At 60.8% G+C, this 22802-nt stretch carries 18 protein-coding genes, 1 tRNA gene and 1 other RNA gene; 14 read left to right on the top strand and 6 right to left on the bottom strand.

Annotated features, from left to right (window positions below; translation table 11 throughout):
* Nucleotides 1-2 precede the first annotated feature (2 nt).
* Entirely contained in the window at nucleotides 3-1406 is a 1404-nt protein-coding gene (locus H2170_04135) for a TIGR01777 family protein (protein MCS6299274.1), read from the bottom strand.
* A gap of 185 nt (nucleotides 1407-1591) precedes the next feature.
* On the opposite strand from H2170_04135, the gene H2170_04130 reads away from it, so the two are divergent.
* On the top strand, nucleotides 1592-2584 hold the full coding sequence (locus H2170_04130) for an RluA family pseudouridine synthase (protein MCS6299273.1): 993 nt from the start codon (nucleotides 1592-1594) through the stop codon (nucleotides 2582-2584).
* Nucleotides 2585-2733: 149 nt separating this feature from the next.
* Here H2170_04130 and H2170_04125 read toward each other — a convergent pair whose 3' ends face one another.
* Both H2170_04125 and H2170_04120 read right to left on the bottom strand, forming a co-directional pair.
* Nucleotides 2734-3435: a hypothetical protein gene (locus H2170_04125; protein MCS6299272.1), complete on the bottom strand. Its 702-nt coding sequence runs from the start codon at nucleotides 3433-3435 to the stop codon at nucleotides 2734-2736.
* Nucleotides 3436-3568: 133 nt separating this feature from the next.
* Nucleotides 3569-4660: a creatininase gene (locus tag H2170_04120; protein ID MCS6299271.1), complete on the bottom strand. Its 1092-nt coding sequence runs from the start codon at nucleotides 4658-4660 to the stop codon at nucleotides 3569-3571.
* A 486-nt stretch (nucleotides 4661-5146) separates the two neighbouring features.
* On the opposite strand from H2170_04120, the gene ssrS reads away from it, so the two are divergent.
* Nucleotides 5147-5327: non-coding RNA, 6S RNA (ssrS, locus tag H2170_04115), on the top strand.
* Nucleotides 5328-5380: 53 nt separating this feature from the next.
* Here the strand turns inward: ssrS and H2170_04110 are convergent.
* Nucleotides 5381-6448, bottom strand: coding sequence for a M20/M25/M40 family metallo-hydrolase (locus tag H2170_04110; GenBank protein ID MCS6299270.1), 1068 nt, complete (start codon nucleotides 6446-6448; stop codon nucleotides 5381-5383).
* Between the two features lie 155 nt (nucleotides 6449-6603).
* On the opposite strand from H2170_04110, the gene H2170_04105 reads away from it, so the two are divergent.
* The 4 genes from H2170_04105 (at nucleotide 6604) to H2170_04090 (ending at nucleotide 11424) form a co-directional block, all read left to right on the top strand.
* Nucleotides 6604-7644, top strand: coding sequence for a WD40 repeat domain-containing protein (locus H2170_04105; GenBank protein MCS6299269.1), 1041 nt, complete (start codon nucleotides 6604-6606; stop codon nucleotides 7642-7644).
* Between the two features lie 236 nt (nucleotides 7645-7880).
* Entirely contained in the window at nucleotides 7881-8201 is a 321-nt protein-coding gene (locus H2170_04100; GenBank protein ID MCS6299268.1) for a hypothetical protein, read from the top strand.
* 458 nt (nucleotides 8202-8659) lie between these two features.
* Nucleotides 8660-11008: a flotillin family protein gene (locus H2170_04095; protein MCS6299267.1), complete on the top strand. Its 2349-nt coding sequence runs from the start codon at nucleotides 8660-8662 to the stop codon at nucleotides 11006-11008.
* Between the two features lie 333 nt (nucleotides 11009-11341).
* Nucleotides 11342-11424, top strand: a tRNA-Leu gene (locus tag H2170_04090).
* Nucleotides 11425-11505: 81 nt separating this feature from the next.
* Here H2170_04090 and H2170_04085 read toward each other — a convergent pair.
* Together H2170_04085 and corA are read right to left on the bottom strand one after the other, a co-directional pair.
* On the bottom strand, nucleotides 11506-12477 hold the full coding sequence (locus tag H2170_04085) for a magnesium transporter CorA family protein (protein ID MCS6299266.1): 972 nt from the start codon (nucleotides 12475-12477) through the stop codon (nucleotides 11506-11508).
* Between the two features lie 181 nt (nucleotides 12478-12658).
* Nucleotides 12659-13627, bottom strand: coding sequence for a magnesium/cobalt transporter CorA (gene corA / locus H2170_04080; GenBank protein MCS6299265.1), 969 nt, complete (start codon nucleotides 13625-13627; stop codon nucleotides 12659-12661).
* A 312-nt stretch (nucleotides 13628-13939) separates the two neighbouring features.
* On the opposite strand from corA, the gene nadC reads away from it, so the two are divergent.
* The 8 genes from nadC to H2170_04040 all read left to right on the top strand — a co-directional run bounded on the left by nadC (nucleotide 13940) and on the right by H2170_04040 (nucleotide 22681).
* Nucleotides 13940-14857, top strand: a complete 918-nt coding sequence (gene nadC / locus H2170_04075) for a carboxylating nicotinate-nucleotide diphosphorylase (GenBank protein ID MCS6299264.1) — start codon at nucleotides 13940-13942, stop codon at nucleotides 14855-14857.
* On the top strand, nucleotides 14854-15864 hold the full coding sequence (locus tag H2170_04070; GenBank protein MCS6299263.1) for a biotin--[acetyl-CoA-carboxylase] ligase: 1011 nt from the start codon (nucleotides 14854-14856) through the stop codon (nucleotides 15862-15864). Before nadC ends, H2170_04070 begins: the two co-directional genes overlap by 4 nt.
* Nucleotides 15865-16091: 227 nt before the next feature.
* Nucleotides 16092-17417, top strand: coding sequence for an HlyC/CorC family transporter (locus H2170_04065; GenBank protein ID MCS6299262.1), 1326 nt, complete (start codon nucleotides 16092-16094; stop codon nucleotides 17415-17417).
* 328 nt (nucleotides 17418-17745) lie between these two features.
* Nucleotides 17746-18822, top strand: a complete 1077-nt coding sequence (locus tag H2170_04060) for a carbohydrate porin (protein ID MCS6299261.1) — start codon at nucleotides 17746-17748, stop codon at nucleotides 18820-18822.
* Nucleotides 18823-19890 (top strand): IS630 family transposase, encoded by a 1068-nt coding sequence (locus tag H2170_04055; GenBank protein MCS6299260.1) that lies wholly within the window; start codon nucleotides 18823-18825, stop codon nucleotides 19888-19890.
* On the top strand, nucleotides 19811-20029 hold the full coding sequence (locus tag H2170_04050; protein ID MCS6299259.1) for a carbohydrate porin: 219 nt from the start codon (nucleotides 19811-19813) through the stop codon (nucleotides 20027-20029). Before H2170_04055 ends, H2170_04050 begins: the two co-directional genes overlap by 80 nt.
* A gap of 57 nt (nucleotides 20030-20086) precedes the next feature.
* A complete protein-coding gene (locus tag H2170_04045) occupies nucleotides 20087-20638 on the top strand; it encodes a hypothetical protein (GenBank protein ID MCS6299258.1) in 552 nt (183 codons plus the stop codon).
* A 255-nt stretch (nucleotides 20639-20893) separates the two neighbouring features.
* Nucleotides 20894-22681, top strand: a complete 1788-nt coding sequence (locus H2170_04040) for a hypothetical protein (GenBank protein MCS6299257.1) — start codon at nucleotides 20894-20896, stop codon at nucleotides 22679-22681.
* Nucleotides 22682-22802 lie beyond the last annotated feature (121 nt).

The following is a 22802-nucleotide window of genomic DNA, read 5'->3' as shown; positions in this document are numbered from 1 at the left end:
ATTTAAGGGGCGGAAGGTGCATGGCCCAACGACGAGCGCAAGGCGGCCTCCACGTTTTCGTGGCGGAACCGGTAGCCGGCTTCCTGCAACCGCCCCGGATACACGCGCGCGCTCGATAGCAGCGTTTCGTCGGCCATTTCGCCCAGCGCCAGCCTCAACGCGCACGGCGGCACCGGCAGAACGGCGGGACGGTGCAACACCCGCGCCAGCGTGGCGGTGAACTCCGCGTTGGTGACGGGTTGCGGCGCGACCGCGTTGACCGGCCCGTAGCAGCGCCAGTCGAGCACCGCGTGGTAAATTGCGCCGACGAGGTCCTCCAGCGAGATCCAGCTCATCCAGCGTTTGCCGCAGCCGAGCGGCCCGCCCAGCCCGGCGGCAAACACCGGCAGCAACTTGGCCAACGCGCCGCCTGCGGGCGTGAGCACCACCCCGGTTCGCAAGCGCACCACGCGCACGCCCAGCTCCTCGGCCGCCCCGGCTTCGCGCTCCCAATCCGCGCACACCCCGGCCAGATATCCGCCGCCCGCCGCCGACTCTTCGTCGAGTTGTTCATCGCCCCTGCTCCCGTAAAAACCGGTGGCCGACGCCGAGATGAACACGAACGGTCGCAGGCGCTCGCTTTTGATCGCCGCCATCGCCTTGACCAACGTGCGCGTTGAATCGATACGGCTGCTGCGGAGAGCGGTTTTGCGTTCCTCAGTCCAGCGCCCCTCGGCGATGTTTTCACCGGCGAGGTTAACAACGACATCCACCCCGCGCAGGGCCTGGGCGGGCATTTCACCCGTGGCGGGATTCCAAAACACCTCGTCGGCCGTGCTGGTCGTGCGACGCACCAGCCGGAGCACGGTGTGCCCCTGGGTTTGCAAAAACGCAGTCAGCGCCTGCCCGACCAAACCGGAGGCACCGGCGACGAGAAACGTCATGGGCCGCACCGCGATGTGCCGCGCCGCGCCCTCGATATCGGCTTGGGTGAGCGCATGGCGGTAGTCAAAGAGTCGTGACAACTCGCGCCGAGCCAGCGCGCCGCCAAACCACCGGCCGAGGGCGCCGAAGGGCAATTGATACGTGATGGCGTCGGTGAGCACGCAGGCGCGGCCGTCCTCGACGGGTTCGACCCTGTGCAGGTGCTCCCAGTGGGCGAAGGGGCCGCGCCGCTGCACGTCGCGAAATTGCACCCCCTCGCGGTAGTCGCGGTGTTCGACGTCCCAGCGCACCCAAAGCGGGCCGATTTTGGTGCGCAGGCTCACGGTCGCGCCGTCGCGGATACCGCCGGAACGGGAGATGAGTTGGAGCTTCTGCCACGGTGGGGCAAGACGCTCGAACGCGCCCGGGCGTTCATGCCAAGCGAACACCTCGGCGGCGGGACGGGCGATACGGATGCTGCGGGTAAAAGTCGAAAAACTCATTGCGGAGCCCGTGGATTTCGCAGGCTGCGGCACGGGGGGCAATCCTTGAGCGCACGCGCAAGGCCACGGTGAGGGGGAGTCCTAGGCATGAGCGGCAGGGCGTGGGTGGGAGCGCCCATTTATTTGCGAACCTCGGGGCGGTGGTTGCTATCTGCTGCGCTCCTCTCCCATAAAAGGCCTGCTCCATGGAAAACACCTGCTACACCGTTCCGCCTGATTCCTCTCGTGCCCGCGCTGACAAGGTTTTGGCGACCGCATTTCCTGAGCACAGCCGCGTGGCGTTTCAGCGCTCGCTCGATGCCGGCCTGGTCACGCTCAATGGCAAGGTCATCGACCGCAGTGCCGAAGTCGTGGCGGGTGACGAACTCATTTTCACGTTTCCTGACGTCAAGCCCACCGAGTTGCGCGCGGTGGATATTCCCCTCGAGGTGGTTTTTGAGGACAAGCACCTGCTGGCCATTAACAAGGCGGCGGGCATGGTGGTTCACCCGGGTGCAGGCACCGGTGAGGACACCCTGGTGCACGCGCTGCTTTCCCACTGCGAGGGCGAGTTGAGCGGAATCGGTGGGGTGGAGCGTCCCGGCATCGTGCACCGGCTCGACCGCGACACCTCGGGCATCATGTTGGTTGCAAAAACCGATGCGGCGCATCGCGGGATTTCGGAGCAATTTGCAGCGCGCACCTCGCACAAAGAGTATTTGGCGCTGGTGGACGGGGTTCCTGGGCTGTTGAGCGGGAGCCTGCGCAAGCCCATCGGGCGCAATCCCACCCAGCGCCACAAAATGGCCGTGGTCGAGGGGCCGGGCGGGCGAGATGCGCACACGGATTGGGTGCGCGTTGAGGCCTTTGGTGGTAACCTCGCCGCGCTTATGCGTTGCACAATTCACACGGGGCGCACGCACCAGATCCGTGTTCACATGAAGTCGCTCGGCCACATCCTGCTGGGCGACGTGATTTATGGTTGGAAGCCCAGTCCGCGCCTCCCCGCGCAGCCCACGCGCATGTTGCTGCACGCCGAGCACCTCGTGGTGACCCATCCGGTGACCGGCAAAGTTCTCGATCTGCGGGCGCCCCTGCCGAAGGATTTCGACAAGATGCTCAAGGGCCTGCGCAAGCTGGACAAGCCCACCGCCAGCACGATCAAACGCGGGCTGCGCAGCCCGTTAAACCCCAAGTGATTCGCGCTTGAGGCCCCGCTGCGCGCGGGGCGCACGGGGCGCGTTCAATTTCAGTATAAGTAGCGCAGACTTCCAGTCTGCATTCGTGCTCGGAGCAGACTGGAAGTCTGCGCTACTTTAAACGGCTACAGATCAAATTTAAGCGCGCTCTAGCGCGGCGCGGGTTGTGCGCCCCGATTGACCTGTGCGCGCAACTCGGCGTTAAGCCGGTCGGCGGCGAGCAGGCGCTCCAGTTGGGCGCGTGAAAGGATGCGTTCGGCCTCGAGCAGGTTTTTCAGCGTGCCCGCCTCGAGGCGGGCCATGCGCTCTGACTCAAGCGCGGCTTGCAGCTCGTTGCGGACGTTGAAGCTTTTGGCGGCAAAGAAAATGGCGGCCAAACTGAACACGGCGGCGAAGCCCCAGCCAAGCCACGCGGGCGGAGTGGGGAAGGGGAGCAGGTGACGAACCTCGGCAGGGAGCGGCACCGCAGAGTTGAGGATGCGGGCGCGAAGGGCTGCTGAGGGCGGCGCGAGATCGAGGGATGGGGTGAGTTGCGGGCGAGCTGCGGTGGCGGCATCGGGCCCCGCGTTTGCAGGAACCGAGTTGGCGCGAACCCAGGTGGCCGCCCAGTCGTAGGCCGACCCTTGGGTAGGATCGAAGTCGCCTGCTTTTTCCCAGAGGGTGATGAACGTGTTATGCAGGACGTCTTCGAGTTGGGCGGGGTCTTTAAGCACTGGGGCGGCGAGGGCTTGCAGTGGCAGGCTCCAGCGGTCGTAGAGTTCGCCGAGGGCGGTTTGTTCGCCTTGGGCGACGCGTGCCAGCAGCTGGGCATCGTGGGTCTGGGCGGAGTCGTTGGCGGAGTGAGAACTCATATGCAAAAAAGGGGGAGACGGGCAGTTTGTTAACGGGTAACTCCTAGTTAAAACAAGTGGATGCGGAGGTTCGTGGGTTTCTCCAAGTGAGGCAAGTGGCGAAGGTAACGCCGGGTTTTGTCCTTGGGGCGGCTCAGGGGTTAGGCTGCGCCAGATCGGGGCAGAAGCCGTAGAGCAGGTCGTCGCGGCCTTTGCCGGGCCAGTTGATTTGGTCCACGCGCAGGTGGACCATCACCTCGAAAACCAGGGCATTGAGCGCCGCTTCAAAACCGAAAATGGAGTGCAACGCCGCGCCCTCCACGCGGATCACAAACGCGTGCAGCCCCACTTCGCGCAGCATGCGCACGCTGCGTTCGACCATCTCGGACTCAACCGCCGCGCCGCCTTGCAGGATGACCACCGGCTTGGGGTGCGCGTTCATTTCCTGAAAGGGGCCGTGGGCAAATTGCAAAAAATCGCTGATCGGCGGGCACGGCCAGTACACGCCTTCCATAAACTTGCAGGCCAGGTTTTGGGCGTAATCAGAGATGGGCGCGGCGGTGACCAAGTTAAAGCCGGCCGAGAACGCGCTGGGCAAGCGCTTCATCGCCGTCAGCAGCTCCGTCGGCGGGCGTTCCTCCAGCAGGGGAAGAATTTCGCCCAGAGTGGGCAGTTGCAGGCGGCTGCCGTCGAGGGTTGCGGCGAATTGGAGGGCGGCCAGGTAGCCGGCCATGGGGCCGACAAAGCGGATCAAGGTGGTGTATTCCTCGGCCAGGGGGAATTCGATGATTTCGCCGCCTGCATCTAGGATGGACTGGAGCAGTGCGGCGCGGTCGGGTTTTCCGGCCGCGCGTGCGGCGGAGGGCGTGGTGGCGGTGAACAGTACGCAATGGGCGAAATCCCCCCGGCGTCGCAGCGCGATTTGGGCGTTGGGTGAAACGCCCTGGGAAAATACCACCAGGGTTGCGCCCGCGAAGCAGGCCGGCTCGGCCAGGGTGAAACCCGAAAGCGGTAGGTAAGCGGCGGCGCGGTCGGTGTGGAGGTTAAGCAGCATCGTCAGGTAACGCGCATGCGCTTCCGAGCTGCCGGTGCCGGTGATGATGAAGCGCCGGGAGGCGCGGGTGGCCGGGCGCAACGGCGCGGGGCCGCGCCTGATCATGGCGGCCAGCACGTGGGGCAGGGCGGCGAGGCGCTCGGCTAGCAGGGCATGGCCGATGGGATCGGGCGGGGTAGGGGGCGGTAGCATCGAGTTTTAAACGGCTGCGGCGGTGTGGGGTGCACCGAGTAAGGAAAAAGGCGAACGCCGCAGCCACCTTAATGTTCAGAGCCTCCTGCGGGTTCTTCGACGTTATCGGTGGGTAGCCCCCAACCCATTGGCCACAAAAAACACGAGATGACACAAAACCAACCCGCCCAATCCCACCCCGGGAGTTAAAAAACGGGGGATTTAGCCGCAAAAAATCGCATAAGTCGCAAAAAGGGGGCACTCCGTTTTTTGCGCCGTTTGTGCCTCTTTGCGGCCACCCTCCGTTGTTGGGGGCGAGGTGGATGGCTCTGCACTGCGTGGATTGGCGATCTTTGAGTTAAAAACAGGTTAGATCCTGCGTTAATCGGCTCGTCGCCATTGGCCACAAAAACCACAAAATGACACAAGATCGAAGGCCTATGGGCTTTCGGCGGGGCACCGGGGATGGCCATTGACGGAGCGGTGGTGGCTCCTACGTTGGGCCGTGACACCCTGCAGTGTTCGAGGTGCTTTCAATAACTGCTCTTTGCCTTTGATAAAATACGGGATCCGGAACGGGTGGGAGAGTGCTAGGCCGTAAATCGGAAAGCACGAAGCCATCCGGAGGAGCCCACCTAATCGCAAAAGGTTCTCGAGCCTTTGGGCGCACGGCACAGGTGGGGTGTCACTTCCTCTCTCCCCAAGTGGCCGCCGCCGTAGCGGTCACTTTGCCACGGCGCATTACCAGTGCAGGTACTCGCCGGCTTTCAACTCAAGGGCGAACTCGACGAACAATTGCACCGTGCGCTCCACGTCTTCGAGGTCCACGACTTCGCTCGGCGTGTGCATGTAGCGCAGCGGGATGCTCACCAAACCCGTGGCGATGCCGGAGCGGCCAACCTGGATCGCGCGCGCATCGGTTCCGGTGGGGCGCGGGTCGGCCTCGAGTTGATAGGGGATTTTGAGTTTTTTGGCGGCCTTCACCAAGCGCTCGTAAACCAGCGGGTTGATGTTGGGTCCACGGCAGATGATCGGGCCGCCACCGAGTTTGGTCTCACCAAACTTGCGCGGGTCACAATCGGGGTGGTCGGTCGCATGGCCGACATCGACGGCGAGCGCGATGTGCGGGTTAACCGCATAGGCTGCCGTGATGGCCCCACGCGTGCCGATTTCCTCCTGCGCGGTTGCCACGGCAACCAGTTTAGCGGCCAGTTTTTTCTTGGCCGCAGCGAGGCGAATGAGCGTCTCGCCGACGACGTAGGCGCCCACCTTGTTGTCAAAGGCGCGGGCGGTTCCAACGCTGCCATGGATCAGTTCGAACTCGTGGTCGTAGGTCACCGTGTCGCCGATCTCGACGCGTTCCAGCGCCTCTTTTTTGGAGCGCGCCCCGATGTCGATCCAGATCTCATGAATCTCGGGGACCTTCTTGCGGTCGGCGTCGTCCATCAGGTGGATGGCCCGTTTGCCGGTTACGCCCTTGATCGGGCCATTGGCGGTCTGGATAACCACCCGGCGACCGGAAATGACGGTGCGGTCGTGGCCGCCGATGGTGTCAAAATAGATAAAACCGTCCTTGTTGACGTAGGTGATGATGAGGCCGAGTTCATCCATGTGGCCGGCGAGCATGAGCACCGGATCGCCCTTGGGATTGAGCGTGGCGATACGATTGCCCATGGCGTCTTTGGCATAAGTCGAGGCGGCGGGTTTGACGTAATGATCGAACACCTTTTGGGCCTCGAATTCAGCCCCGGAGGGCGAGCGGGCGTGGAGCAAATCGACGAGAAACGACGGGGCTTTGTAGTTCGACATGGCTGCATGCCACACCGGCAAAGGCAGCGAGGCAAAGCGGAAAAACAGCGAGCCGGGCCCTTCGCGCCCCAAGTGGCGCAGCTTCATGCAACCCAAGGGCCGGGGGCTTCCGTCCTTGCACGTGCGGGCGCGCCGCGCTCACTTGGGTTCATCTCATGCAACTTACCAAACACTGGGCTGCACAGCTCGACGACTACGTGATCGACCTCGCTTGGGCCGCCGATGGCTCCCTGCTCGCCGCCGCTGCCTCCTCCGGCCCAGTTTCCCTGTTCACCGCCGCCGCGGGAGCACGCACCGATTTGCCCGGCCATGACGACGGCACCAATTGCCTCGCCTGGCATCCCTCGCAGCCGCTGCTCGCCACCGGTGGCCAGGACTCGAAGGTCAAATTTTGGGACGCCGCGAGCGGGCAACACACCGCTTCGGCCGAGGTCGGCGGGGCCTGGATTGAGCACCTCGCTTGGCGGCCCGTTTCGAAGCAGTCGGCCAATGTCGAAGGTCTGCCGTCCGCTGCGCCTATCCTCGCCGTCGCCGCCGGCCGTCAGCTCACGCTGCTGCGCGCCGATGGCTCCACGCTGCATGCGTTCGCCCCCGCGCCCAAAACCCTGAGCGCGATCGCTTGGCAACCCGCAGGCGGTTGCCTCGCGTCAGCCTATTTTGGCGGCGTTTGCCTATGGGATGCCGACGATTTTATCGCCCAAAAGGAATTCGCTTATGCTAACGGTATCCACGCTTTGGTGTGGTCGCCCGACAACCGCTGGCTGGTTTCCGGCAACCAGGATCCGAGCGTCCACCTGTGGTTGCCCGAGCAGAATGACGAGTTCCACATGAGTGGCTACGAGAGCAAGGTGAAAGAGCTCTCCTTTGACCGTGAATCGCACTGGTTGGCCACCGGCGGCGGCGAGGACGCCTGCTTGTGGGATTGCACCGGTGGGGGGCCCGAGGGGCGCGAGCCCGTGATGTTGCCGCACGACGCCAAGGTCTGCGCGGTGGCGTTTCAGAACTCCCACGGCCTGTTGGCGACGGCGAGCGTCGACGGCGTAGTGCAAATCTGGAGTCCCGAGCGGCCCAAGCCGTTGCGCGCCACCATAAAAATGCCCACCCCCGCCACCAAGTTATCCTGGTCCCCCGACGACACGCTGCTCGCCGTCGGCAGCGAAAAGGGCGTGGTTTACGTGCTCAAGTGCGAGGCGTGATCGGCGCACCTAGCAGGCAGTAACAGTTAACGTGCCGGATAAAACCACGGCAGTTTAGCCGCGAAAGAACGCAAGGAGCGCAAAGAACAATCACTGTATTTCTATGCGATCTCTGCGATCTTTCGCGGCTAAAAATCCGATGTGTGGCGTTGCTGTTGGCGATGTGTCGGATTCGATGAAATCCATGTTACTACCCACTCGTCTAATGGATATAGTGGCGTTGAGCTTGCCTGACTATGCACCGCTTTATCCCTGAATTGGGTGCGCCGGAGGCGGCGCTTGACCCCGAACAGGCCGCCGCAGTCAAACGCTGGGCCCGTGCCGCGCTCGGCCTGGGTGACGACACGGTGGTTACCGTTTCCGAGACGCCGTGTGTTGATGCGGGCTGCCCCTTGGTTGAGACGGTGGTGACGGTGTTCGAGGAAGCGCGGACGCGGTGCTGGGCCTTTACCCGACCGCGCGCCGCAGTCACGCAGATGATGGTCCGTCAAACGCTGGCCACGCCGCCAAGGTCCGAAAAGACTGGTAATGCCGCGCCGCGTTCGAGCGCGTCTTAGTGGCGGTAAAATCGGGTTCGAGCGGGCGAGCGGAGGCCTTTAGTTTAACACCTCCCTGCGCTCACGCGCAAGGCCACCCGCTTCGGGAACACAGTCCTTGTGGCCTTGAGCGTGAGCTCAGGGATGCGGGTGGGGCAAAACACCCTGCGCTCACGCGCAAGGCTACGATGAGGGGCATTCAGGTGGTGGCCTTGAGCGTGAGCTCAGGGAAACGGGTGGGGCCCCCTCCCTGCGCTCACGCGCAAGGCCACCAGCCGCGTGGCACCGATCGCTTCGGTATCACCGGCATGCGTCAATCTAGCCCTTGGCATGTCATTCTCAGCAGGTCCCGGCTTCTTGCGCGGAATCGGCCGGTTAAATTCCACTCCATCAAAACCCTATTGCCGATGGTTGCCCGGCTCGTGCATGTTCCCGCGTCGTTCTTTTCCGCTGAGTCCAGCTCCCATCCGTCCCCTCCCATGCCCACCTATATCGAAGAAAACCTCGGCTACATTCTGTTGGCCATTCCGCTGCTCATTCTGCTCTACAACTCGATCACCATCGCTGGTGGCGACGAGATCGTCACGCTGGAGCGCCGCTGGTTCGGCCGCCAGATGCCCGATGGTCGAACCGTTGCGTTAAGCAGCGAGGTCGGCGTGCAGGCACGCGTGCTCGGGCCCGGCTTTCACCTCCTCATCCCGTTTCTTTACCTTACCCGCAAACACCGCTTTTTGGTGATTCCGTCCAACCAAGTCGGCGTGGTGCGCGCCATCACCGGCGCGCCCATTCCCTCGGGCAATTACATGGCGAAAAGCATCGCCTGCGACCTGTTCCAGGACGGCGAAGCGTTCCTGCGCAATGGCGGCGAAAAGGGCCCGCAGCTGGCCATCCTGCCCGAGGGCGAATACAAGATTAACCCCGCCCTTTTCGAGATCACCATCGTCGACGCCATCATGATCGACGACAACGAGGTCGGCTACGTCGAGGCCATCGCCGGCCAGCCCGTCACTCGCGCCGGCGGCAACTTTGGCTCGCCCGTCGTTTGCGACAGCTTTCAGGACGCCCAGGCCTTCATCGACAACGGTGGCCAAAAGGGCCCGCAGATCTCGTTTCTCACGCCCGGTTTTTACCGCATCAACACCATCCTGTTTCACATCGAAAAGCGCCCCATCACCGAGATCAAGGGCGGCCAGATCGGCTTGGTCGAGGCCACCGATGGCGCCCGCATTCCCGAGGGCCGCCTGCTCGCCTTGAAGGTTCACGGCCATAACAGCTTTTACGACGGCGAGGCGTTTATTAAAAACGGTGGCGAAAAGGGCCGCCAACTCGACGTGCTCATGCCCGGCCGTTACCGCATCAATCCGGCGCTCTTCAAGGTCATCAGCGTGGTCGACTGGACCAACATCGAGGCCGATCAGGTCGGCATCGTCACCATCTTGGAGGGTAAACCCATCGTCGACTCCTCGAAGATCGCCGCCGAAGAACTGCCCCTAGGCACGCATAACAACTTCCAAGATCCCGCCGCCTTCCTTTCCGCCGGCGGTCAAAAGGGCCTGCAAATTCCCGTGCTGCGCGCCGGCAATTACGCCATCAACCCGTGGTTCGCCTCGGTCGAAAAAGCCCCGATGATCCGCGTCGACATCGGCTTCTGCGGCGTGGTCACCAGCTACGTCGGTGCCGAGGGCGCCGACCTGACCGACGAAGCCGTGAACGCCAAAATCGTCGCCAACGGCTATAAGGGCATCTGGGCCGACTCGCTCCAGCCCGGCAAACACCCGCTCAACACCAAGATCCTCAAGGTCGATATCGTGCCCACCACCCAGATTCTGCTCAACTGGGCCGACAACCGTTCCAGCGCCCACGAGCTCGATTCCAGCCTCAAGACGATCACCCTGCGCACAGCAGACGCCTTTAACGTCAACATGGACGTGAGTGTGATCATCCACATCCCGATGAAAAACGCGCCCAAGGTGATCGCCAACCTGGGCTCGGTGAAAAACATGATCTCGCAGGTGCTTGAGCCGGCCATCAGCTCGCACTTCCGCAACGCCGCCCAGTACATCAAGGCCCTCGACCTGTACACCGAGCGCAAGCAGCTTCAGGAAAAGGCCAAGATGCACATCGATAACGTGCTTCGCGTTCACCATATCGATTCCAAGGATACGCTCATCGCCGACGTGGTGCTGCCGCCCGAGCTCACCAAAACGGTGACCGACCGCCAGATCGCCGAGCAGGAGAAAAAAACCTACGCCACGCAGAAAGAGGCGCAGGACGAGCGCCGCGCCCTCGAAAATGCGACCGCCCAGGCCGCCATGCAGCCGAAGGTGGTGGAATCCGAGCGCAACGTGGAAATCCAAAAGAACTTGGCCGAGGGTAAAGTGAAGGAGGCCGAGGGCTCCAAGGCTGCGGCCATTCTGCAAGCCACCGGTGAGTCTGAGGCGATCAAGCTGCGCGCCAACGCCCAAGCCGAGGCGACCAAGGTGACGGCCGTGGCCGAAGCCGAAGCGACCTCTAAGGTGGGTAACGCCGAGGCCGAGGTCATTCTCGCCAAGGGCCAATCCACCGCCGAAGCCTACCGGCTCGAAGTTCAGGCGATGGGCCAGGACGTGTTTGGCCAGATCCGCGTGGTCGAAAAAATCGCCACGGGCACCCTCAAGCTCATCCCCGAAAACCTCGTAATCGGGGGTGGCGGCGGTGCGGGTGGAGGCGGCGCCGACATGATGAACGGCTTCTTTGGCATCAGCCTCATTGAGAAGTTAACCGGCCGCAGTTTTGCGGTGAAGGAGACGGAAAAGTCGGCCTCGCCGGTTCCGGTCGAGAAGGTTTAAGCGCACGGCATCACCCGAAAAGTTCGACCAGGTATTAACCGATTGTCCGCACTGCGCCCGACCATCCGTCGGGCCTGGTGCGGTTTTTTTTTGAGTACTAAAGTGGGTGAACCCGACCTGTGGCCTTGAGCGTGAGCTCAGGGATTACACTGTACTTGCGCATCCAGACCCTGAGCGCACGCTCAGGGCCACGGACCCGCGTACCGAGTTGGTTAAACCGTCAAATGAACAGGTCGCTGTCCAGAAATTGGGACGCGCGGCGATTTTAGGGGAGTTGAAGCGTAAGCGTTGACCAACGCCTGTGAGCCCGCTCAATCTTCCCGCCTGCTTCCCGCCCGGGTGGTGGAATGGTAGACACCAGGGACTTAAAATCCCTTGTTCGCAAGGACGTGCCGGTTCGACTCCGGCCCCGGGCACTCTTTTTCCCCCGCATTACTTTTAGAAGTAACTCGGGGTTTTTTGTGGCCGGTTTTGGCAGTGTGAAGCCGCTTCTGCGCTCAGATCCAGCGCCGCTTGCGCATGAACACCAGCATGCCCGCCATGCTCGTCAGCATCAGTGCCACCGAGATTGCGTAACCGTGGATTGAGGCGAGTTCGGGCATGTGGCGGAAATTCATGCCGAACCACCCGCCGATGAGCAGCGGCGGGATGGTCATCGCCGTGATCGCGGTGATGATCTTGATGCCTTGGTTGGCCTCGTAGCCCGATTTGTTTAAATAAATACGGAATGAGAGGATCAGTTGCTCGGCCCAGGTTGCCGCTTGGGTTTCAATGCGCACCAGGTCGTCGCCGACGTCGCGCAGGTAAGGCACGATGGTGGGGCGAACCAGCTTTGACTTGCCGTGGGTCAGGGCCATGAGCACCTCGCGCTGGGGGCGGATTAACTGTCGCAGGCGCGAGAGGTCTTTGCGCAACGCGACGACTTGGGGGAACAGCTCTTCGGCCGAGATGTTGATCAGCACGCCTTCTTCAAGTTTGTCCACTTCGGCACGCAGTGCGGCGAGGGCGGGCTGGCAACTTTCGACCAAGCCATCGAGCAGCCCGTGGGCGAAGCGGTCGGGGCCGCGCACTGGGGTGGACGGGGTGCGTTGGTGGCGCTCGATGACGGCCTGCACGGCTTTGAGCGGCGTGCGGTGATAGGTAACCAGGTAGTTGGGCCCCAAAAAGAGATCGAGCTCCGAGGTCGTGAAGCCGTTGCCGGCTTCGTAGGCGATGGAATGCGCCACCAAATAGAGGTAATCACCATAATCCTCGATTTTGGGCAGGGGGCTGTCGGCGACGCAGTCTTCGATCGTCAACGGGTGAAAGCCGAACACGGTTTCGAGCACCGCGGTGACTTCCTCGGTACTGGGTTGGTTCAGGTCGACCCAGAGCAAAACCCCGGGTTCCTGGCGCAGGGCGGCCAGCGACTCGACCCCGGGCCTCAGGGGGGTGAGTTTGTGGTCACGATAAACGAGCGTGGTGATCATAACGACGGCTGCGCCGTAAATCCCAAATCCCAAGCGGTCAAATTCCAACAGGGCAGCGAGGGAGCGGACGGGCAATAGGTGGGCAGGGCGGCGGGCATTTTAAAGTGAGGCCGAGAGGCGTTTTTTTGCGTTTTGGCCCTTTGATCTTTTGGGTTTTTGCACTCGTGGATTGCGGGAGGTACTAGATCCAGCGTTTGCGTTTGCACCACGCCCAGGTGCAAGCGGTCAAGACGAGTGTCAGCCCGACAATGATCGGGTAACCGTAGGCGGACTTGAGCTCGGGCATGTGCTCGAAATTCATGCCGTACCAGGTGCTGATCAGCGTGGCCGGAAGGGTCAGCACGGTGAGCGCGGTGAGGGTTTTGATGCCTTGATTGGCCTCGTAGTCGGATTTGCTCAGGTACAGGTCGAACGAGATGAGCAACTGGTCGGCGAAACCGGCGGCGGTTTCCTCGATGCGAATGAGGTTGTCGCGCAGGTCGCGGAAGTAGGGCTGCATGAGGGCGCGTATCAGCTTGTTTTCGCCGTGTGCCAGCCGGGTGACCAGTTCGCGCTGCGGGCGGATGATTTGGCGCAGCAAGGTGATGTCGGCTCGCACGTGCATCAGGTCGGGAATGAGGCCGTCAGAGTTTTTGGACAGCACGGTTTCCTCGATCTCTTCGAGTTCGCCGCGCATCTCGTCGATGATCGGCTGGAAGTTGTCCACCATGGCATCAAGCAGGAAGTGGGCAATCCGGTCGGGGCCGCGCGCGACGATGCCGGTGGCTTTGATGCAGCGGTCGATGACCGAGGTGACCGATTTTAACGGGTTGCGGTGAAAGCTGACCAGGTAGTCTTTGCCCAGGAACAGGTCGAGTTCGGTGGTGTTGAACTTTTCGGTGCGGGTGAAGTCGACTGCGTGGGTGACGAAAAATAGGTAGTCATCGAAGTCCTCGATCTTGGGGAGCGGGCTGGGGGTGACGCAGTCCTCGATGGCGAGCGGGTGAAATTGAAAGACGTCGGTTAGAATCAATTTTATTTCGTCCTCGGTGGGGTTTTCCAAGTCGACCCAGAGAACCAGGCCCTTGTCAGCGCGCACAAGGCGCAGGGCTTCGACCTCAAGGTCCTGGCCGACGAGTCTACCTTCGCTGAAAATAAAAGAATGAATCATGCCGCGTGGCCGAGTAATTGCGGCTGAAGGCGCGTCCGCAAGCCCAAGGTGGCTGGTGGCTTCACGAGGTGCGTTTTTTCTTTTTTGGGACGCGGGAGGCGCTCAGATGTTTGCGCAGGCTTGAGCGCACGCTCAAGGCCACGGTGTTAAAGGGAAGGCGGGTCGGTTGGGGTGGGCTGGGGTTCGGCTGTGGCCTTGAGCGTGAGCTCAAGGTGCTGCCGGTGGCAGGAGCTTCTTTGCATTTAAACCACCCCGGCTCCAGTTGCTGCCTTGCCTGCCCCGAGGGTGTTGGCTCATTGGTTAAATCATCCGATGCCCGCACCCGCCGACACCTTGCTTAAACGCCTCAACTGGGACGATCTCGACCTCGCCTCTCTGCGTAAACTCATCGAACTCGCCCGCGACGAGGACCTCGCCGGTCTGGGCCTGCGCGTAAAACCCACTGTCACCGGCGACCGTTCCACCGCCGCGTTGCCCGCGCCTCCCCGCCAGGGCTCGGCTGATCTCGTGGCCCGCCAATCACTGGTCGCCTGCGGTTTGCCGCTGATCCCTCTCATTCTCTCTGCCTACGGCGGCAATGCCTCCGTGCAACTGTGCGCTCGCGACGGCCGTACCATCGCCCCGGGCGAGGTCATCGCTACCCTTTCCGGCGACCCGCGCACCTTGCTGGCCGCCGAGCGCGTTATCCTGAATTTCCTCCAGCGCCTGTCCGGTGTCGCCACCCAAACCCAATCCTACGTCGCCGCCTTGGGCGAGGGCCGTACCCGCCTGCTCGATACCCGCAAAACCACGCCCGGCTACCGTATGCTGGAAAAGTACGCGGTCGCCTGCGGTGGTGGCTGGAACCATCGCCTCGGCCTGTTCGACCGCGTGATGCTCAAGGATAACCACCTCGCGCTGCTGGGCTCCACCGAGGGGCTCGCCGCAGCGGTCGCCCGGGCCAAAAAGGCCGCCCCTGATCTGGCGGTGGAGGTCGAGGTCGATGAACTCGCGCAGATTCCCCCGGTCCTCGCCGCCGGCGCCGACGTGATCCTCTTGGACAACTTTACGCCGGCTAAAATCAAAAAGGCCGTGGCGCTGATCGCCGGCCGCGCCTTCACCGAGGCGAGCGGCGGCATCACCTTAAAAACCCTGCCGCGTTTCGCCGGGCTCGGGCTCGACTTTGTCTCCACTGGCGCGCTCGTCCACCAGAGTGTGTGGGTGGATATCGGGCTGGATTGGCGCGTATGAAAAAAGCCCCTGCATCAGCTCCGCCCGAGATGGTGATACTCGCCGAGTTAAGCGCTGCGGATCCGGCGTTTGTGTCCGGCAGTGCGCTGGCGCTGAAGCTGGGCATCAGCCGGGTGGCGGTGTGGCAATACATGGAAAAACTGCGCGAGCAGGGCTTCACCTTTGAAGCGGTGCGTGCCCGCGGCTACCGGCTGCTCACGCGCCCCGAGGGACTCAGCGCCACGCTGATTCAGTCCTACCGGCGTGACCGCGTGGGCGCTTTCCCGCTGGAGGTGCTTGCCGAGATCGATAGCACCAACGACGAGGCCGCGCGCCAACTGGCGGCCGGCAAAGAGGCACCTTTTGCGATCATCGCGCAGCGGCAAACCAAGGGCCGCGGTCGTTTTGGGCGGCCCTGGCACAGTGAGTCGAACGGCAACCTCTACGCGAGTTTCGCCTTCCGCCCGTGCCTTGAGCCGGCGCGCATGCAGATGTTTACCCTGTGGATGGGCGCGAGTATCTGCGACCTGATCGCCAGCTTTTGCCGCACCTCACCTGGCCTGAAATGGCCCAACGACCTGCTTTTCGATGGTCGTAAGGCCGGTGGTATGCTGACCGAGGCGCGCATCGACGCCGATCAGATCCGCGACTTGGTTTTCGGGCTGGGGCTCAATGTGATGGCGCCGCCCGGAGGCTGGCCGGCGGAGTTGGCCGACCGCGCGGTGTCGCTTTCCGAACACACCCGCCAGCCGGTTGATTTAAACAAACTCACGGCGGCGCTGATTGGCCGCGTGCGGCAGTCCTACGAGCGGTTTGTGGACGGCAGTTACAAGGCCACGTTTGCGGACCTGTGGAACTGTTACGACGTGCTGCGCAACCGGCCTGTGGCGGTGTTGACGCATACGCAGCGGGTTGCAGGCATCGCGCTCGGAATCGACGACGAAGGGTCATTTCTGGTGCGCACCCCCAGCGGTCGCACGGAGCGCTTCCGCGCCGGTGAGGTCACGCTGGAAAAGCCACCGCGCTAGAGCATTTCACATAGTGGTATAGCTGCAATCGGCTCGACGTAGCGCAGGCTTCTAGCCTGCTTTCCGCATAAGCAGACAGGAAGTCTGCGCTATGTCTTGCGGCTAAAACTTCGATGGTTTTTCAGGGGCGCAGGATTTGGGCCTCTAAATGGCACCTCCTGCGGACCGGGCCCTGAGAGGTTGCTCTCGACGCCGCGGCGGGTTGCCTCCAACCCTTTGGCCACTTCATGCATCCTTTTTTCGGCATCACGCTCGAGATTTTAGTCGTTCTGTTACTGGTGGCGGCGAACGGGTTTTTCGTGGCCGCTGAGTTCGCGCTGGTAAAAGTGCGCGCCAGCCAGCTCAAGCCCATGGCCAAAACGGGCGGCTGGCGGGTCAAGTTTGCCCTGGCGGCCACCCATAAACTCGATGCTGCTCTGTCGACCACCCAGCTCGGCATCACGTTGTCCAGCCTCGGCTTGGGCTGGGTGGGAGAACCGTTTATCGCCCACCGCATCGCCCCTCTGTTGGGTGCGTTTGGGGTGACCGATCCGACCGCCGTCTCCTCGGTGTCCATTGCCGTGTCGTTCGTGGTGATCACGTTTTTGCACATCATTTTTGGCGAACTCGCGCCGAAGTCCTTGGCGATTCAGCGGCCCAAGGCGGTTACCCTATTCACCGCCGCCCCGTTGATGGGGTTTTATTACCTGCTGTACCCGTTCATCTGGGCGCTCAATGGCACCGCCAACTTGTTTCTGAAGTGGGCAGGGCTCGGGCCCGCCGGCGAAGGCGAGGGCGCGTTTAGCTCGGAGGAACTCGAATACGTGCTCAGCCACGCGCACCATTCGCATCCCGGGGATTCGTTGATCAACAAGCTCATGATCCGCTCTTTGCGCCTGCGCGAGATTCGCGCCTTTCAGATCATGCGCCCGCGCGAGCAGATCGTCGCCCTGTGGATCGACCGCCCAATTCATGAAAACCTGCGCATTGCCCAAATGAGCGGCCACAGCCGGTTCCCCGTCTGCCGCGACGGCTCGTTCGATCAGGTCGAGGGCGTGCTGCTGGTCCGCGAATGGCTCTGGCAGATCCAGCAACTGGGGCCGCAGACCTCCTTCGAGCCCCTGTTGCGCCCGGTGCTGACCTTTACCTTAAAAACGCCGATTCACTCGATGCTCGAATTGTTCCGCTCCTCGCGTAACCACCTGGCGCTGGTCCTCGATGACGAGGGCAACACGGCGGGTATCGTCAGTTTTGAGGACGTTTTGGAGGAGATTGTTGGCGATATCCGTGACGAATTCGACATCGAGCACGGGCCCATTTTCGAGTTAACCGACCAGTTTATCGTGGTGAGCGGAATGCTGACGATGCGCGAGTTGCAGGCGGAGACCGGCTGGACTTTTGAGTGGCAGCCGAAGGAGACGGTGGCGGTGTGGACGCAGCGGCATTTTGCCACCCTGCCCAAGCGCGGTGAGACGGTGACGCTGGGCGACTACGTGGTGACCGTGGTGGACGTGCACGCCGAACGGGTGCGCCGGGTCAAAGTCCAGCGCCTGGCGCCTGCCGCGACGCATTGAGGGCGAATCGTTTTTGAGGTGAGCGTGAAATGGCTACTTCCGATCCCGGGTAGCTGAATTGGCCAGGGACGGCCAACCCTACATTTTCCGAGCATTTGTAGCGTTGGCCGTCCCTGGCCAATCTTGATCGCGAATGAGTATTAGCGAGGGGGGCGAATGGGCTAGGGTAGGTAGCATCCCTGCACAGGTCCGCCTTATGGGCAGTCTAGCCTACTCCTTTGCTCAATTTTTGCGTTCTATGCAGGGGCAATGGGAGATTTTTCGCTGCTTTCACCGCTTTTTTTTTAAAATCGTTTAAGTTTTTCGAAGTTGTTCCGTTCATAAGCGCATGACCTATCCTTCATTTGTTCGCGCGTTGGCGGTTTCGAGTGTGTTTGCTGGCAGCCTTTTAACCGTTGGCGCCAAGGAATTGGCCGGTGGTGAAATCAAGGTGAATGCCGATGCTTCGGTGGACAACGCCTACGGCTTGTCCGGTACCAATGGCGGTGACTCCTTGCATGGCGCGCTGGTGGCCGGAGTGGCCTGGGATCAAAAACCCGTCGAGGGGCGTCCGGTCAGTTTTAATGCGTTCGCCAGCGTGCTCTGGGTCGAGGGCCATGGGCCGAGTGATCAATTTTTGAGCGACGATATGGCGGCCAGTAACAGCGAGGCCTACGAGAGCCTGCGCCTTTATGAGTGGTGGGGGCAGGCCACCGCCGGCGCCTGGTCGGTACGCTTAGGAGCGCTGTTGGCCGATACTGAATTTTGCTGCACCACCCCCGGGGGCTCCTTGATCAACGGTGCCTTCGGCTGGCCTGCGTTTATTTCCGCTAACACGCTGAATGCAGGACCTTCCTACTATGCGGCGGCCCTCGGCACTCGCCTTGCCTTCACCGGTGAAACCACCACCTGGAAACTCGGCGTTTATGACGGTGACAGTTTTGACGACCCCGACGGCGGTGACCGGACCAATCGCCACGGCACCCACTACGAAATTAATAACGACCAAGGCGCGTTTATCATCTCGGAGCTGAACTGGGCACCGACGAATTCGGCCTTCCGCTACCAAGTCGGCGCTTGGATGCACACCGCTGACTTTGAGGATACGGACGGCACCGGCACGTTGCATTCGGGCAACTACGGGTCTTACGCCGCAGTGGAGCGCACCTTGGCTGGGAAAACCGGCGAGAAGGGCAATATCGAGGCGCATGTGCGTGCCGGCTTTGCCCCCGAGGATCGCAACGCCTTTGGCTGGACGCTCGACACCGGAGTTGCCGCCATCGGCCTGCTGCCGGGCCGCGATGCGGACACTTTGGCGGTCGGTTTTGTGCATGCAGATCGGGCCACCAACGTCGACGGTCTGGATTTCGAACAGGTTTACGAGTGCTTACTTGCAATAATAAGTGATATTGTATCCGCTTTGTAGATGGGACGAAAAGCCGTGCGAATCACTTGTAGCGAGGGGGATCAGCAATCCCTAGAAAAACGGGCAACCAGCCGGATTGAGTCGAGGCAGCGAGTTGAGCGCGCCCGGATGATCCTTGGGTGCGTGAGTGGCGAGCAGGTGCAAGAGGTGGCGCGCCGCTGCAACACCAGGCCGAACACCGTAATAAAGTGGAGGGATCGCTTTGTGCTGCTTGGCATGAAGGGGCTGGATGATGCGGCACGGCCGGGCGCGAAGCGCACCTACGGTGAGGACTTTCGAGATCGGGTGCTGGCTTTATTGGAAGGGCCACCCCCTCCGGGGCAGGCGCGCTGGGATGGTCCAGCGGTGGCCCGTGTGCTCGGCGGCTCGGTGCACGCGGTCTGGCGAGTGCTGCGCAAGGAGGGCATTTGCCTGCAGCGCCAGCGCTCGTGGTGCGTGAGCACTGACAAGCAGTTCGCAGCCAAGGCAGCCGATATCGTCGGGCTCTACCTGAGCCCACCGGAAAAGGCATTGGTGATAAGTGTGGATGAAAAGCCTGGCATCCAAGCCCTAGAGCGCGCCACCGGTTACGTGGAGACCGACAATGGTAAAATCGTCCAGGGACTCAAAAGCACCTACAAGCGCCACGGTACACTCAACTTGTTCGCTGCCCTTGATGTGGCCACGGGCTTGATCAAGACGCAGAAAACCACCCTTAAGCGCCGGGAGGAGTTCCTGCTGTTCATGGACCAAGTGGTGGCGGATCACCCGCCCGAGAGAGAACTCCACGTGATTTTGGATAATTATTGCACCCACAAAAAGTGCGACGCTTGGCTCGCTCGGCACCCCAATGTCCACTTCCACTTTACCCCAACCTCGGCGAGTTGGCTCAATCAAGTTGAAATCTGGTTCGGCATACTAACAAGGAAGGCGCTACGGGGCGCGAACTTCAGAAGCGTCGCCGAACTTAGTCAGGCCATTGACGCTTTCGTCGCCGCCTACCTGCCCAATGCCAAGCCGTTCAAGTGGCGCAAGCGCGAGGTCAAGGGAAGCCAACTCAGAAATACTATCATTAATCTACGCAATTAAGCACGAGCTCAGTTACACGATCGTTCTCAACGATCACCTGAGCCTGCAACCTGACCTGCAGTACATTCGCCATCCCGCCAGTGATTCCACGCGGGATAACGCCCTGATGTTCCTGCTCCGCCTGAGCGCCAGCTACTAAACGCACTCCAATCCAGCTCTACTTCTTTTCCGTCCACTCCTGTTCCCTTATACCCCCATGAAATACATCAAAGTTCTCCTCACCTGTTTAGTTTCAATTGCTACCACCTCGCTTTGGGGTGCCGCTGATCCAGCGGTTGTCGCTGCCGGAGCCAAATATCAAGTGGCAGGTAAATCGGTCGTCGACATGGTGATCGCCCAAAAAGTCGATCTCGCCACCGTCACTGCCAAAGTTGATATCTTGGTCGCTGAAGGCACGGTTCTAGCTCAGGCTTATATTAAAGCTTATCCAGCTGGGGCTAAGCTGCTTAATGCGGTTATTGCGAATATCCCTGAAATGAAAAAACTCGGTTACGACGAGTTGTTGACCGAGTGGCATGACCTTGGCTATTTCGCAAAGCCTGGCCATGAGGTCGGATTAGATCTGAAGAGTGAGGATAATGAGCATTTCACCGATCCGATTCACGCTATCGTACATCCCTTGTTGGTTCTCAAGGCCGCCCAATCCTACGATAAGGATAAAAAAGAGTCCTATCTTAAAGATATGAAAGAGGAAATGAGTGAGGGCATTGAGCAGTCCAATGCACTCGTCACTCATCTGTCGAAATAAGCTTCGGTTGATGGCGCCGGTCGATGGCGATCGGCGTTCTGCCGGCTTTTTCGTTCAGGCTTACTATATATATAGTGATGTTCGTTTCGCAGTTGATGAGTTCCTCGGTATTACCGGGGCCTTCTCCAGCGCCGAAAGGTTAACCAAATAGGCCTGCTGTTGTAGAGGTCGGCTCCTGTTTTTTGTAAGCGTGTTACCTAAATGCCCCAGTAAGCACAACGCATCGTCTCAATCATCCGATTCCCCCCCCCCCCCATGCTCCGTAAAATTCTTGGTGCGGTTGGTGTAGTGGCCATAGGCTTCGTCTTAGTCGTGGCTTTAGTGTATTTCGAGTTGGGGGGGGTCCAGCGCTCGGTAAACCAGGCCGGTAGTGTTCATATCCCTTTACTACAGTCGACGGTGCAAGTCGTTGAGCTGACGGGAGGGCTTCGACAAGACGTGTTTAAGGCGTTTTCAGCGAAGCAACTCAGTGACATCGCGACCCTTCAGGCGGCCAGTCGAGTCAAGCTGACTGCGGTCAATGTCATTATTAAGGAGTTTGCCGGGGATAATTATAAGTCGCTGCACAATAGCGTGATTCCCGTTACAGCCTTAAAAGCAGACGAGACAAAGCCGAAAGCGGACGAGGTTAAGACCGAAGAGGCGGCGGCTCCGCTCACGGTAGGCGAATTGGTGGGTAAACTTGCCACCGATATGGTTGAACTAGGTGGGGCCGCTGATAAGGCTTTTGATCTGGCGAATACCCGCCTCGGCACGATGAAACGCTTGGCAGAAGAGCGTGAAGCTCTTTCCAAAGTCTACCGACGTTCCAGTGCCCTGGGCGTAATTGACGCCAAGGCTTTCGCTGAGCTGGGGCGGCCTGTTCTGCTCGTTTTATTTTCGGAGTCGGTGGCCGATTTGAATTTCATTGGTCGGGCCCGGTTTAATGCGGGGGTCGCTGCATTAAAGAAACGCGAACTCGATGCCGCTGCCCAAGAGTTGTTGAGCGCGCTGGTCGTGCAGTTCGACAAGTCCTGTGACCTTGCTCTAGCCAACGCGGCAGCCGGTACCGACACCGATTTCTTTGAAGATCGTATCATATTGGTTGAGAAGCAGGTGGGGAAGTTGCGTTATTTTGCCGAGACCGAATTTGCCGCCGGGCAAGACACCATTGCGCATCAGATTAATTTAACCTCGAAGGTCAGTTTGGGGGTTTCGGCTTTGAGTATTCTGGTGGGTGGCGCTGTAGCGTTCATGATTGCTCGTCGTATCAGTCGTCGCATTTCGAATATTACTCAAAAACTGCATGTCAGCTCGGACTCTGTCTTATCCGCCGCCACGCAAATGTCGGAATCGGGGCGTATGTTGGCCGAAGGCGCATCCACTCAGTCCGCCTCGCTGGAGGAAACCAGCTCAGCGCTCCGAGAGATTGCCAGTATGGCTAAGCGGAACACTGAATCGGCGCAGCAGGCCAAGCGTATCGCCAGTGAATCCCGCACCGCCGCCGAAGCTGGCACGGGCGAAGTGGAATCGATGAACACGGCGATGGAGGCGATAAAGGTGTCCAGCATGGGAATTTCAAAAATCATCAAAACCATCGACGAAATTGCGTTCCAAACCAATATTTTGGCGCTCAATGCAGCGGTTGAAGCTGCCCGTGCCGGTGAAGCGGGGGCTGGTTTTGCGGTGGTTGCCGATGAGGTTCGTGCGCTCGCCCAACGCAGTGCGAGTGCGTCCAAGGAGACCGCCGTCAAACTCGCCGATTCTTTGGATAAGAGTAACCGTGGCGTCGAGATTTGTGGCCAAGTTTCGAGTCGGTTACGCGATATCGCCGAAAAATCACGCGCAGTCGATGACTTGGTCGCCGAGATATCACTCGCTTCGGACGAGCAAACCCAAGGCATTGTGATGCTCAATAACTCGGTCACCCAGATGGACGCGATTGTGCAAGCGAGTGTAGTCCAAACTGAGGAAGGCGCCAAAGTTGTGAGCGGCGAGCGGGAAAGCGTCTATTTCTGGCGGTTAGGAATGCACTTCTTCTTCGGTGGATCTTCTTCCCCTTAAAAAGAGTAATACTCTTCTTCCGTGGGTGGGTTTTCTTCCCTGTCCGGCTGGGGATATGAGGGGTGCGAATGGGTGGAGATTGAACCGGCGGGACGCTTGGCGGATGCACAGCGATGCATCC

The organism is Opitutus sp. (genome assembly GCA_024998815.1).
GTDB lineage: Bacteria > Verrucomicrobiota > Verrucomicrobiia > Opitutales > Opitutaceae > Rariglobus.
The sequence above is the reverse complement of the archived record's forward strand: the minus strand, read 5'-3'. Positions and strand labels throughout refer to the sequence as shown.